This is a genomic window from Actinoplanes solisilvae, assembly GCF_003999975.1.
Classification (GTDB): Bacteria; Actinomycetota; Actinomycetes; order Mycobacteriales; family Micromonosporaceae; genus Actinoplanes; species Actinoplanes solisilvae.
Genome location: NZ_RJAC01000005.1, coordinates 195,481 through 207,977, shown reverse-complemented (window position 1 = coordinate 207,977; position 12,497 = coordinate 195,481). Strand labels below are relative to the sequence as shown.

12 protein-coding genes and 1 pseudogene are annotated in these 12,497 nt (G+C 71.8%); all 13 read right to left on the bottom strand.

Annotation, left to right across the window (positions count from 1 at the left end; translation table 11 throughout):
- Positions 1-69: 69 nt before the first annotated feature.
- Positions 70-1,494, bottom strand: a complete 1,425-nt coding sequence (locus EER30_RS16630) for a MinD/ParA family ATP-binding protein (RefSeq protein WP_127501358.1) — start codon at positions 1,492-1,494, stop codon at positions 70-72.
- A gap of 228 nt (positions 1,495-1,722) precedes the next feature.
- On the bottom strand, positions 1,723-2,706 hold the full coding sequence (locus tag EER30_RS16625; protein ID WP_127501357.1) for a hypothetical protein: 984 nt from the start codon (positions 2,704-2,706) through the stop codon (positions 1,723-1,725).
- Between the two features lie 15 nt (positions 2,707-2,721).
- Complete coding sequence (locus EER30_RS16620) at positions 2,722-3,606, bottom strand: RluA family pseudouridine synthase (protein WP_240670088.1); 885 nt, start codon at positions 3,604-3,606, stop codon at positions 2,722-2,724.
- A gap of 41 nt (positions 3,607-3,647) precedes the next feature.
- Positions 3,648-4,391, bottom strand: a complete 744-nt coding sequence (gene lspA, locus EER30_RS16615) for a signal peptidase II (RefSeq protein WP_432417548.1) — start codon at positions 4,389-4,391, stop codon at positions 3,648-3,650.
- Entirely contained in the window at positions 4,292-4,717 is a 426-nt protein-coding gene (locus tag EER30_RS16610; protein ID WP_127501354.1) for a TraR/DksA family transcriptional regulator, read from the bottom strand. The genes lspA and EER30_RS16610 overlap by 100 nt, the downstream gene beginning before the upstream one ends.
- Positions 4,718-5,102: 385 nt before the next feature.
- Complete coding sequence (locus tag EER30_RS16605; RefSeq protein ID WP_127501353.1) at positions 5,103-6,644, bottom strand: potassium/proton antiporter; 1,542 nt, start codon at positions 6,642-6,644, stop codon at positions 5,103-5,105.
- Between the two features lie 75 nt (positions 6,645-6,719).
- Positions 6,720-7,043 carry a DUF167 domain-containing protein gene (locus EER30_RS16600; protein ID WP_127501352.1) on the bottom strand — a complete coding sequence of 108 codons (324 nt, stop codon included), beginning with the start codon at positions 7,041-7,043 and terminating at the stop codon, positions 6,720-6,722.
- A 1,020-nt stretch (positions 7,044-8,063) separates the two neighbouring features.
- Positions 8,064-8,246 (bottom strand): annotated as a pseudogene (locus tag EER30_RS49950) (hypothetical protein); the annotation flags it as partial.
- A gap of 34 nt (positions 8,247-8,280) precedes the next feature.
- Positions 8,281-9,093 (bottom strand): DivIVA domain-containing protein, encoded by an 813-nt coding sequence (locus EER30_RS16590; protein ID WP_127501350.1) that lies wholly within the window; start codon positions 9,091-9,093, stop codon positions 8,281-8,283.
- Positions 9,094-9,136: 43 nt separating this feature from the next.
- Positions 9,137-9,442: a YggT family protein gene (locus tag EER30_RS16585; protein WP_127501349.1), complete on the bottom strand. Its 306-nt coding sequence runs from the start codon at positions 9,440-9,442 to the stop codon at positions 9,137-9,139.
- Positions 9,443-9,487: 45 nt separating this feature from the next.
- On the bottom strand, positions 9,488-10,186 hold the full coding sequence (locus tag EER30_RS16580; RefSeq protein ID WP_127501348.1) for a cell division protein SepF: 699 nt from the start codon (positions 10,184-10,186) through the stop codon (positions 9,488-9,490).
- Positions 10,187-10,435: 249 nt separating this feature from the next.
- Positions 10,436-11,143 (bottom strand): YggS family pyridoxal phosphate-dependent enzyme, encoded by a 708-nt coding sequence (locus EER30_RS16575; protein ID WP_127501347.1) that lies wholly within the window; start codon positions 11,141-11,143, stop codon positions 10,436-10,438.
- 7 nt (positions 11,144-11,150) lie between these two features.
- The gene (gene ftsZ, locus EER30_RS16570) at positions 11,151-12,293 is read right to left on the bottom strand and encodes a cell division protein FtsZ (protein WP_127501346.1); all 1,143 of its coding nucleotides are present in this window, start codon (positions 12,291-12,293) and stop codon (positions 11,151-11,153) included.
- Positions 12,294-12,497: the final 204 nt, after the last annotated feature.

Below are 12,497 nucleotides of genomic sequence, written 5' to 3'. Positions count from 1 at the left end.
CCCCTTAAGTTGTGATGACCCGAGCGACTCTAGTCGGACCCACCGACAATCCGGGAGGCCCCACGCGGGTCACTCGGCGAATGGCTCGATCATCACACTGGCGGCCTTGAGCCACGCCGTACGCGTCTCCTGTTGGAGATCGCCGTACTCGATCGAGGAGCCGACCTCGAGGGCCTGGTCGTAGGGCACGATCGCGACCGCCCGGGTGCGGGTGGCGAAGTGCTTGGCGAAGTCGTTGAGCAGCGGCAGCGGCCCCGGCGACGGGCACGAGATGAGCGTGACCGCGTTGCTGACCAGGTCACCCATGCCGCTGTCGTCGAGCACGTCGAGCATCCAGTCGGCGGTGAAGGCGGCATCCTCCCGCGGCACCGTGGTGATCACGAGCTGGTCGGCCTGGCGCATGACGGTCTGCCAGTTGACGCTCTCGACGTTGTTGCCGGTGTCGACACAGATCACATCATGGGTACGCCGGAGCAGGTCCATCACGCGGCGCACGGTGGCCTGGTCGAGGCGCTGGGCGAAGCGCGGGTTCTCCTCGCCGGCGAGCACGTCGTAGGAGCCGTCGGAGGCGTGCCGCAGGTAGCCGTCGAGCTCTTGCAGCAGCGAGTCGCCGTGCAGGTTCTCGATCTGCAGCAGGTCGGCCAGCAGGTGCTTGATCGTGCGGGCGTGGCGCGCGCTGCCGGCGCGCAGGCCGAGCGTGCCGCGCAGCTCGTTGTCGTCCCAGGCGAGCACGCCGCGGCCGCGGACGCTGCCGATGGTGGCGGCGGCCAGCACGGTCGCGGTCGTCTTGTGCACGCCGCCCTTGGGGTTGGCGAAGGCCAGCACGCGCGGCTTGCCGAGCTTGCGGCGCATCACCGAGACGGCGCGCTCGAGCTCGTCGTCGGTGCGGGTCTGCCGCCACTCGATGCGGGCCGCGGCGGGCGAGGTCGGCGCGACGGGCATCAGCGGAGGCGCCACCGGCGCAGGCGCAGGCGGCATGACCGGAGGCGGCGGCATGACCGGGGGCGGCTGCATGACCGGGGCCACCGCCGAGGCACGCACCTGCGGGTAGTCACGGCCGGGCGGCGGTGCCGCGGGCGGACGTCCCGACGGGTTGAAGTAGCTATGGTGCTCCTCGACCGGCAAGGGCGCGGGCGGAGGCGGCGGGGCCGCACGGCGCGGCGGCGCCTCGGGCTGGCGGGCCTGCCAGCGCGGGTCGAGCGGGTTGATCGGCCGCTGCGGCATCGCGCGCGGCTCGGGCTGCTGCGGCGGCTCGGGTTGCGGCTCGTAGCGACCGGCGCCGTACTGCCCGCGGGAATCCAGCGGGTTGACCGGGCGCCGCGTCGGCAGGGGTTGGCCGTACTGCTGCTGCGTTGGGGGCTGTTGCGCGGGCGGGGCCTCGCGCTCGGGCTCGGCGTCGTCCTGGCGGGACCCGTGCCGGGCGCGGTCGAGCAGCGCCCGCCAACGCGGGGCTGGTTCCGCAGGCCGGCCCCAGCCGGTCTCGGTCCCGTCCACGGCTCGTCCCCTCCTGCACGTTAACTCTCGGTGATGCACAACAGCTCTCGGTGATGCACAACGCCCAGGCGCCTCGCCCCTGACAGGCTACGGAGCTAACCCCGATCGGGCCACTGTCCTAGCGACCATCTCGGACCCTTCGGGCTCTTCCCCGACCGGTGACACGGCCGCTCACCAGCCAAGGGCCGCACCACCCGGCGGACGAGAAATTTAACGTCCGGAAAGGGTTCAGGGTGCTGCCGACCGGCGGGTCGCGTCGTGAGCAGGGATCGCGTCTGAGGCAGAGGGTACGGCAGAGCGCTCCTCCGGTGCGGAGGTGGAAGGTGGAGCCGTGAAGATGGCGTCCGTCGATGAGGTGGACGTCACACCCGCTCCGGGCGACGACACTATCGGCGCGGGTGTGCGCGAGGCAATGCCCGGCGGGCTGGTTGGCACAGCGGGCGACGACGACTGTTCCGGTGGGACCGTGCCGTTCTGCTCGGGCAGAGGCGGGCGGAACTCCGTACGGTCGAGGGCGCGCACCTCGGGTGCCGGGTCGACCGCGCGCACGTCGGGCCGGTCGGCGACCACCCGCAACGCCGACGGCGCCCCCCGCACCACCGCCGCGAAGACACAGGAACAGCCCGAGCGGTACGCCGAGGCCTCCTGCGCCGCCGTACGGGCCGCCGAGGCGTACGCCCGTCGCGCTCGCTGCTGATGATCGTCGTCCCCGCTGAGCCGGCGGGCCAGTTGCTCGTACTCGGCGTGCTCACGGTCGCGTTGCAGGGCGGTGTCGAGCATGCCGGAGAGCACGTCGGCAGGCAGCCGGTAGACCGGGATCCGCACCACCGGCGTGTGCGCCTCGACCAGCGGCACCCGGGTGTAGACCTGAGCCACCGTCGTGCCCGAGAGAAGGTCGGGCAGCACCCCGGCCGAGAGGTAGCCGCGCAGGCTCACCAGCGCCCACGTCTCCCCCGACGCGGGCGCCGACGGGTCGGTCAGCGCGGTCAGCTCGTCGCCGGTCGCGTCGAGATAGCCGGGCACCGATTGCCCCTGCACCACCCCGACCCGCACCACGTCACCCGGGTCACCGGGCGGCAGCGCCTCGCGGCGGCTCACCCAGATCGCGCCGACCAGCAGGGCGCCGGCCGACACGACCGCGACGGCGGCCACCAGACGTGCCGCCGGGGCGCCCCGCAGCGCGTGGCCCCGTACTCGATCCGCGGGCCCCACCGGCGTCGCCGTGGGTCAGCTCGCGTCCTGGAGAACGCTCAGCGCGTCCTTCAGGTCGTCCGGATAGTCGCTGACGAAACGCACCTCGTCCAGCGTGCGGGGGTGCAGGAAGGACAGTTCCCGGGCGTGCAGCCACTGACGGTTGAGCCGCAGCCTGGCGGCCAGCGTGGGGTCGGCGCCGTACGTGAGGTCGCCGACGCACGGGTGCCGCATCGCCGAGAAGTGCACGCGGATCTGGTGGGTGCGGCCCGTCTCGAGCTTCACGTCGACCAGGCTGGCCGAGCGGAACGCCTCGACCGTGTCGTAGTGGGTGACGCTGGGCTTGCCCGAGTTCATCACCGCGAACTTGTAGTCGGCGGTCGGGTGCCGGTCGATCGGCGCGTCGATCGTGCCGCGCAGCGGGTCGAGGTGGCCCTGCACCACGGCGTGGTAGCGCTTGTCGACCTCGCGCTCCTTGAACGCCCGCTTGAGCGCGCTGTAGGCGACCTCGCTCTTGGCCACGACCATGATCCCGGTCGTTCCGACATCCAGGCGGTGTACGACACCCTGCCGCTCGGCGGCCCCGCTGGTGGCGACGTTCTGGCCCATCGCGGCCAGGCCGCCGATCACGGTCGGGCCGGTCCAGCCGGGGCTGGGGTGGGCGGCCACGCCGACCGGCTTGTCGACCACGACGATGTCGTCGTCACTGTAGATGATCTTCAGGCCGTGCACCGGCTCGGCCACGACGGCCGGCGCGGCCACCGGCGACGGCAGGGTGACCTCGAGCCAGGAGCCGGCGGCGACCTTGTCGGACTTGGGTCGCGGGAAGCCGTCGACCAGCGCGTCACCCGACTCGACCAGGGTCGCGGCGGCCGTGCGGGACAACCCGAACAGCCGGGAGACGGCCTGGTCGAGACGCATCCCGTCGAGGCCGTCGGGCACCGGCAGGGAACGCTGCGAGCTCACGGAGCCTCGTCCTTCTTCTGATTCTCGCCGGGCGAGACGTTCTGGTTCTCGCCGGGCGAGACCTTCTTCTGCTTGCGCACCGACACGCGGGAGCCGTCGCGCTGCCGGCCGGTCAGCTCGAGCAGCACCGCCAGCACCACACCCACGCTCAGGCAGCTGTCGGCGATGTTGAAAACGGCGAAGTACTCCCCGTACGGCCCGAAGAGGCTGAACATGTCGACCACGTGACCGTGCAGCACGCCGGGGGCGCGGAACAGGCGGTCGCCCAGGTTGCCCAGGGCGCCACCGAGCACGAGGCCCAGCGCGAGCGCCCACGGCACCGAGCGAAGCCTGGTCGCCATCCACGTGATCCAGCCGATCACCACGAAGGTGATCAGCGGGAAGACCCAGGTGTGGTCGCTGCCGAAACTGAAAGCCGCCCCACTGTTGCGGAGCAGCGAAAGGTAGATCAGCCCCCCGAGGATGCGGACCGGGTGGCCCTCCTCGAGGTTCTCGGTGGAGAGCCATTTGACCCACTGGTCGAGGGCCACGGCGATCACGGCGGTGGCACCCAGCACGGCCACGGCCCGGCCGGTGAACCGGGCCTTGGGCTCCGGCTTCGGCTCGTCCACGGTGGTCGCGCCCGCCCGCTCGTCGGCGTTCAGCGTCGTTCCTCCAGCTGCTTGCAGGACACACAGAGGGTCGCGGAGGGGAACGCCGCCAGTCGCTCGACCGGGATCGGGTTGCCGCACCGCTCGCACCAACCGTAGTTGCCCTCGCCGAGCCGGTCGATGGCGCGTTCCACCTGTGTGATGCGCTCCAGCAGATTGTTGGCCAGAGTGATCTCCTGCTCACGCTCGAACGTCTTGGTGCCGGTGTCGGCCTGGTCGTCGCCGGCCGAGTCAGCGAGCCGGTCCCGCTGCAGGATGGTGATCTCGGTGATCGAGACGTCGTACTCGGTCTGCAGCTCGTCGCGCCGCTCGACCAGGGCGACCCGGATCTTCTCGGTCTCGGCGGCGCTGCGCGTCCGCTTGCCGGTGCTCTTGCCGCTCGTCGCGGCCGACCTGGTGCCGGTTGCCTTGGTCATCGTCGCCCCCTCAGCCGCGCGCCCGCGCGGCGATCAGCGTCCCCGGAGACCCGGCGGCGTGCCGCCCGCCCGTCTCCCTGTCCTGCCGGTCCCGACCGGCACGTCCTGTCCTGCCGGTCCCGACCGGCACGTCACATTCTTCGATTCCCACCCGGCGGCCTGAGCATCGGCGGTGAGGGCCGTCCCCGCCGGGCGACGCCGTAGATCTTTCCCCACCGGCCAAAACGGCGCGGCCGAACCGTCAGCCGCGCACTCCGGAGGGTGGCAAGGATACGGAACGTATACCGCCCCGACAACAACCGGTATCGGATCATGCTCCTCAATCCACGTAAATCTCCTCGAAAGATGCGTCGGATACCCGTCGGTCCCGACATCGGCGCCTCGCTCAGCGCGTGGCCGGATCTTCCTCCCCGTCCTCGCCGAACCACCGGGCCAGGCGCCCGCGCCGGCTGACCGCGCGCAACCGGCGCTCGGCGACGTCCCGGGCGGCGGCGGTGGCCACGATCAGCAGCGCGTCGCCGGTGCGCAGGCGGGTGTCGGGGCCGGGGACGAAGCCGGCACCGCCACGCACCACGAGGGTCACCGAGGCGCCCTCGGGCAGACGCAGCTCGTCGATGTGCACCCCGGCCAGCCGCGAACCCTCGGCCACCTCGAGCTGCAGCAGGTCGGCGTTCATCCGGTCCAGCGGGGCGGTCTCGACGTGCAGCTCGGCCGCCTCGCCCGGGGCGGTCACCCCGAGCAGCCGCGCCGCCGGGCCGAGCGTGCTCGCCTGCACCAGCGTGAAGACCAGGACCAGCACGAACACGGCGTCGAACAGTCCTTCGGCACCGGGAGTGCCGGCCGAGAGCGGAATCGTGGCCAGCACGATCGGCACCGCGCCGCGCAGCCCGGCCCACGACAGGAAGGCGCTGCCCCGCCAGCCCACCCGGTTGCCGGGGCGGCGCGGACCGCGCACCGGGCGGGCCAGCACGGCCGAGATGACCACCGAGAGCGGGCGGGCCAGCAGCACGAGCGCGACCCCGACGACCATCGCCGGCACCAGCGCCTCGCGCAGCCGGCCGGGCGAGCTGAGCAGGCCGAGCAGCACGAACAGGCCGATCTGGGCGACCCAGGCGAGGCCGTCGGCGAATCCGAGGATGGCGCGGCGGTGCGGGAGGCGGCCGTTGCCGAGCACGACGCCGGCGACATAGACGGCGAGGAACCCGGAGGCGTGGGCGACGGCCCCACCGGCGTACGCGAGAACGGTCAGACCGACCGCGGCGATCGGATAGAGCCCCGCCGACGGCAACGCGGCGTTGCGCAGCAGCCAGCGACCCGCCGCGCCGACCGCATAGCCGATCGCCGCGCCGGCGGCCAGCTCGTAGGCGACGATCAGCAGCTCGTACCACCACGGGTGCATCGCCGAGAGGTCCGCACTGAGCAGCACGACCAGCAGCACCACCGGGGCGTCGTTCATGCCCGACTCGGCCTCGAGCGTCGCCACCAGGCGCGACGGCAGCCGCAACCGCCGCAGCGTGGCGAAGACGGCCGCAGCGTCGGTCGAGGACAGCACCGCCCCGTAGAGCAGGGCGAGCTGCCACGGCAGGTCGAGCAGCAGGTGCACGACCAGACCGACCACCGCGATGCTGACGGCGACCCCCACCGTGGCCAGCGACGCGGCCAGCCCCAGCACCGGGCGCAGCGTGCTCCACCGGGCGGTCAGCCCGCCCTCCGCGATGATCACGATGAGCGCGCAGAAGCCCAGCGTGCGGGTCAGCTCGGCGTCGTCGAACCGGATGCCGATCCCGGCCTCGCCGAGCACGATGCCGATCCCGAGATAGACCAGCAGGCTGGGCAGCCCGACCTTGGTCGACACGCGCACGGCGGCCACCGCCACCAGCAGGACCGCCGCCCCCACGAGCAGCGCCCAGTCCATCCCGCTGGTCACAACAGGCTTTCGCGTACGGGCTCCGCGCGCCCGACCTCGTCGGCGCTCGACAGCCAGGCGTTCACGCGCCCGCTCTCACGTCGGGCCGTCCCGCAGGGCCTCGAACCGCGCGGCGACCCCGTCGTCGGCCGCGGCGACGGTGAAGACCTTGTCGCGGCTGGTCGCGCCGAGTCGCAGCTCCACATCGGCCGGGCGCACCCCGAGCGCTCCCGCCAGGGCCCGCCGCACCGCCTCGGTCGCCTTGCCGTCGACGGCCGGCGCCCCCACGGCGACGATCAGGGCCGGGCCGTGCGGCCCCTCATAGCGCCCACCGACGCGGTTTCGTCCGGCTCCCGGGCGCACCCGCACGGGCACGGCGACGGCGCTCTCGTCGGGCGGAGGCACGCGGCGGTTGACCATGCCTCATTGTGCCGATCAACCCCGCTCGCCGGGAGGGGCCGTTCAGCGTGCTCAGCGGCGGCCCACGCCGAGAGCCGAACGGCCCGCGGCCGGCAATCAGCGGCCGGCCGACGGCGCCCCTCAGCGGCGGGCGGCCGCGCCGACCAGGCGGTCGACCGGGCGGCACAGTCCGCACGGGCTGAAGCCCAGCTCGACGGCCTCGCGAACCGGGATCGGCTCGGCCAGCCGGCCGATCAGGCTCGGGCATTCGGGCAGGTGGTAGCGCGGCCGCCCGTCGACCACCATGACCTCGGCCTCGAGCCGGGCCACCCCCACCGCGTCGGCCGGTCGCACCGCCTGGGGCAGCGGCTCGTCGTCGGGGTCGTCGGCGTCGGGCTCGGCGAACTCCTCCGCCTCGACCGGCTCGTCGGCCCGAAAAGCAGCCGGCGAGGCAGCGGACGAGGCATCCGGCGAGGCGCTTGGTGAGGCGGCAGCCGGTGACCCGGTCGTGGGGTCGCGGCGCCACGCGTCCTCGTTCGGGATCTCGCTGCGGGCCGAGTTGATCGCCGCGGAGGCGCGCTCGTAGTCGGGGTCGTCGGGGTTCGCATCCCGACGTCCGGGCCCACCGGGCTCATCTGCGGACAAATCGCCCGCAGGCGCGGCGCCCGCTTGATCAGCGAAGGCGGCCGGGGAGCTGTCGAAGTCGCGAGCAGCCGACGAGGGCGGCACGACGAAGTCAGGCGCGGTGGCGGCACGGGCGGCGGAGACGTCGGGGCCGGCCGGGCGGGCCGCGGAGAAGTCGGGCCCGGCACCGGGGTGGGCCGGCGCGTCGTCGTGCTCGGCGAAGTCGGGGCCGGAACGGCGGGCACCGGCGAGATCACCGGCGTCGAACTGGACGGTGTCGCGGTGGTCCTCGCCGGAGGCCGGAGCGCCGGAATCGGCGGCGAAGGCGACGCCGGGCGGGGGAGGATCGTCCGAGCGGCGGGCCGCGTCGTCGAACTCGGGGTCGGCCACGAAGACCGAGTTCTCGTCGACCGGCGGTGCGGGGTCGGCCGGCGCCGCGCGCCTCGCCGCGGCGGCCTGACGCGCGCCGATGACCAGGAAGACCGCGGCCACGAGACTGGCCACGATGGAACTGATGAGTAGGCCGCTCGATCCGCCCGTGAGGCCCAGCACGAGCAGCGTCACCGCGACGAGGATGAGCAGCAGGCTAACTACGATCATGGCTCATCCTCGTCGAGGTTCGGCGGGGTTTCGGTCAGCGCCCGGATTCGATGGCGTTGCGGCCGCCGTAGGAACCGGCGAGACCGGCTGCGGCGAGACCACCGCTGCCGCCGACGGCACGGCTGGAGTCGGCCCGGGACATCTCGGCCTCGAGACCCTGGCCACGGCCGTCGAGGTCACGGAGCTGACTCTCCAGGTAGGCCTTCAGGCGCGTGCGGTATTCACGCTCGAACTGCTTCAGCTCCTCGATGTGCTTCTGCAGCGCGGAACGCTTCGCGTCGAGGCCACCCATCGCTTCCTGGTGGCGCTGACGAGCGTCACGCTCGAGGGCGTCGGCCTTGGCGCGGGCCTCGCGGGTGACCTCTTCCGCCTTGGAACGGGCGTCGGAGAGGAGCTTGTCGGCCTCGCGACGCGCGTCGGCGACGTGGTCGTCGGCGGTGCGCTGGGCCATCATGAGCACCCGCAGCGCCTGCTGCTCGCCGTCGGCGCCGGCGCCCGCGGCGCCACCACCGGCCGGGCCCTGGGCCCGGACCTGCTCGAGCTCGGCCTGCATCTGCCGGGCGGCCTGCTCGGCCTGAGCCTTGTCGCGCTGCACGCGGTCGAGCTGAGCCTTGACGTCGTTGAGCTCGGCCGCGAGGCGCGGGTCGGCGCTCGGACCGGCTGGTGCGCCACCCCGACCGCCGCGCTCCACCTGGGCGCGCAGCTCGTTGTTCTCCTCGATCAGACGGGCGAGCTCGCGCTCGACCTCGTCAAGGAAGGCGTCGACCTCCTCCTCGTCATACCCCCGCTTGCCGATCGGGGGCTTCTTGAAGGCGACGTTATGAACGTCGGCCGGGGTCAGCGGCATCGAAACTCCTCGGGTCAGTCGCGGCCGCGGTTGGGGCTGCTGTTTAGCTGAAGTTCAGGATCAATCTTTGAAGCACGAACCTCATGAGCACGAACAGAATAACCAGCAGCACGATGGAAGCCAGGTCCAAACTCACGTTACCAATGCGCAGCGGGGGGATCACACGCCTCAACGCCTTGAGGGGCGGATCCGTGACGCTCCACACCGTTTCGAGTGCCGCCGACGCGCCGCGGCCGGGTTGCCACCGACGCCCGTATTGGAGTACCGCACCCAGCACGAACCTGGCAAGCAGGACGAGGAAGAAGATGTAGACGACTAAATACAGTATCTGGAACACGATCGAGAGCACTCGTGCCGATCCCCCATCTGGGTGGCGGGTAAACGTGCGCCCGCCTCAGGCCTGACCGAAGAACCCGCCCTCAGCGATCTTGGCCTTGTCCTCTGCGGTGACCTGGACATTTGCCGGTGAGAGCAGGAAAACCCGGTTGGTCACGCGCTCGATCGTACCGCGAAGACCGAAGGCCAGCCCGGCCGCGAAGTCGACCAGCCGGCGGGCGTCTCCTTCATCCATCTCGGTGAGATTGATGATGACCGGAACACCGTCCCGGAAGTGCTCGCCGATGGTGCGCGCCTCGCGGTAGGTCGTCGGGTGGAGGGTCGTGATCTGGTAGCGCTGATCTTCCTCGACCACCCGCGGACGGGGCTCCGGCTGGTGCACGGCCTGCGGCGCGAGGGCCAGATTCTCCCGAGTGGAGTAGCTCAGCGCTGACGAGGCGTCACTGGACGTGGTCGGGCGAGTGATCGAACGGACACTCGCGCGCTCCGAACGGTCCGCACGTTCCACCCGATCGTGGTCGCCCACGTCGGTGTGTGACGACAGACGGTCACTGGGGCGTGTGCGCTCCGTGCGCGCCCGCGGCACCGGACGCTCCTCCTCGACCTCGTCGTCGTCGGCGAACTCGTCGTCGGCGTACCGGCTTCCCGAGTACCGGTTCCGCGGACGGTAGGAGTTGTCGTCGTATTCGCCGTACCCTCGCTCGTCGTCCTCCTCGACGAGGCCCAGCCAGACGCCCGCCTTACGAAGAGCGCTCATGCCATCACCCCGTCACGCCACCGAGCGTCGACCCGACCAGCCATGTGCCCCCACCTTCGTCCGCTGCGCGGAACGCACCCCCTCGGCGTACCGCATTCCCCCTTTGCACGGGTCGGAAGGTCCGATGCGGACCCTCGTCCCGTGACGTGCCGCGCCGTCGACGCGCCGACCCCCTCGCCATCGTCGATGAGATAGCCAGGAAGCGTGCCGCGTAAACAACACCCATGTAGTTTGCTGCCCGCCTGAAGGCTACCGCAGCAGGTTTCGCATTCCGAGCAAAGAAGTGCCGATCCGGACGTGTGTCGCGCCGTGCCGGACGGCCGCTTCGAGATCCCCGCTCATGCCGGCCGAAACGGCCGTCGCCGACGGATGCAGCTTGACCAGACGCTCGGACAGGCCGTGCAGCAGCTCGAACGCCCGATCGGGATCCCAGTCCACCGGCGCCACCGCCATGACGCCGCCGAGCCGCAGCGTGTCCGCGGCGGCCACGGAGTCGGATACCCGCCAGAGATCGTCCCCGGCGACGCCCCCGCGGGCCACGTCGCCGTCGATGCTGACCTGCACCAGCACGTCGAGCGGCGCCCCCCGGGAAACGGCGGCGCGGGCGAGTGCCTCGGCCAGCCGTACGGAGTCGACCGACTCGACCACGTCGGCGTACTGCACCACCGACCGCGTCTTGTTGCGCTGAAGCTGACCGATGAAGTGCCAGCGGGGCGTCGCGCCCTCGGCCCGCACCAGGGCGGCCTTGGGTGCCGCCTCCTGGTCGCGGTTCTCGCCGACGTCGGTGACGCCGAGCCCGGCGAGCAGCACCACGTCGCTCGCCGGGTAGGTCTTGGTCACCGCGACGAGGGTGACCTCGCTCGCGGGGCGGCCCGCCGCCGTGCAGGCCCGCTCGATCCGTTCGTGCACCTGCGCGAGGGCGGCGGCCAGTTCGGACCGCCGTCCTGCGTCGGTCACGGTCGCCTCAGGAACCGTTCTTGAGGAAGTCGGGCACGTCGACGTCGTCGAAGAGCACCCGGCGCGGCGTGGGCGTGGTCGCCGGCGGCGGCGTCGTCGCGGCGGCCGGGGTGGTCACGGCGGGCGGCAGCGGCGAGCTCGACGCCCGCTCGGCCGGCTGCTGGATGACCTTGCGGGCCGGCTCGGACGGCTTGTACGAGGGCGTGCCCCCGTCGAAGCCCGCCGCGATCACGGTGACCCGCACCTCGTCGCCGAGCGCGTCGTCGATGACCGCGCCGAAGATGATGTTCGCGTCCGGGTGGGCCGCGTCGGTGACGAGCTGGGCCGCGTCGTTGATCTCGAACAGGCCCAGGTCGGACCCGCCGGCGATGGAGAGCAGCACGCCGCGGGCGCCGTCCATGCTCTGCTCGAGCAGCGGGCTCGAGATCGCCTTCTCGGCCGCCTCGACCGCGCGGTTGTCGCCGCGGGCGCTGCCGATGCCCATGAGCGCGCTGCCGGCGCCGCTCATGACGCTCTTCACGTCGGCGAAGTCCAGGTTGATCAGACCGGGCGTCGTGATCAGGTCGGTGATGCCCTGCACGCCGGAGAGCAGCACCTGGTCGGCCTGACGGAACGCGTCCATCATGCTGATGCCGCGGTCGCCCAGCGCGAGGAGCCGGTCGTTCGGGATGACGATGAGCGTGTCGCACTGGTTGCGCAGCTCGTCGATGCCCGATTCGGCCTGCACCTGGCGGCGCTTGCCCTCGAACGAGAACGGCCGGGTGACCACGCCGATGGTGAGCGCGCCGAGCTTGCGGGCGATGTTCGCGACGACGGGCGCGCCACCGGTGCCGGTGCCGCCGCCCTCGCCGCAGGTCACGAAGACCATGTCGGCGCCCTTGAGCACCTCTTCGATCTCGTCGCGGTGGTCCTCGGCGGCGTTCTTGCCGACCTCGGGCTGCGCGCCGGCGCCGAGGCCCCGGGTCAGCTCGCGGCCGACGTCGAGCTTGACGTCGGCGTCGCTCATCAGCAACGCCTGCGCATCGGTGTTGATCGCGATGAACTCGACGCCCTTGAGCCCGACCTCGATCATGCGGTTGACGGCGTTGACTCCGCCGCCCCCGATACCGACGACCTTTATGACCGCCAGGTAGTTGTGGGGAGGTGTCATGGGCTCAGCCTTCCCTTCCAGGGTGAGTGGATGCCGTGGGCCCCGTGCGGTCCCGGCCAGGATCCGCAGCTCGACATCCGCTGCCGTACAAGGGAGGGCGAGGAAACCCTCACCCTCTACTAGAGGCTTAGGGTTATGTCAACCACTCAGCCTCTTGGTGGCAACGTAAGCGGACTTCCCACGTCAACCAAAGACCCCACGCGG

What these genes read in the sequence shown, in the direction of transcription:
- EER30_RS16580 (WP_127501348.1), bottom strand. Translation starts at nt 10,186, where the DNA reads ATGAGCGCTCTTCGTAAGGCGGGCGTCTGGCTGGGCCTCGTCGAGGAG.
- EER30_RS16600 (WP_127501352.1), bottom strand. Translation starts at nt 7,043, where the DNA reads ATGGTCAACCGCCGCGTGCCTCCGCCCGACGAGAGCGCCGTCGCCGTG.
- EER30_RS16620 (WP_240670088.1), bottom strand. Translation starts at nt 3,606, where the DNA reads ATGCGTCTCGACCAGGCCGTCTCCCGGCTGTTCGGGTTGTCCCGCACG.
- ftsZ (WP_127501346.1), bottom strand. Translation starts at nt 12,293, where the DNA reads ATGACACCTCCCCACAACTACCTGGCGGTCATAAAGGTCGTCGGTATC.
- EER30_RS16610 (WP_127501354.1), bottom strand. Translation starts at nt 4,717, where the DNA reads ATGACCAAGGCAACCGGCACCAGGTCGGCCGCGACGAGCGGCAAGAGC.
- EER30_RS16590 (WP_127501350.1), bottom strand. Translation starts at nt 9,093, where the DNA reads ATGCCGCTGACCCCGGCCGACGTTCATAACGTCGCCTTCAAGAAGCCC.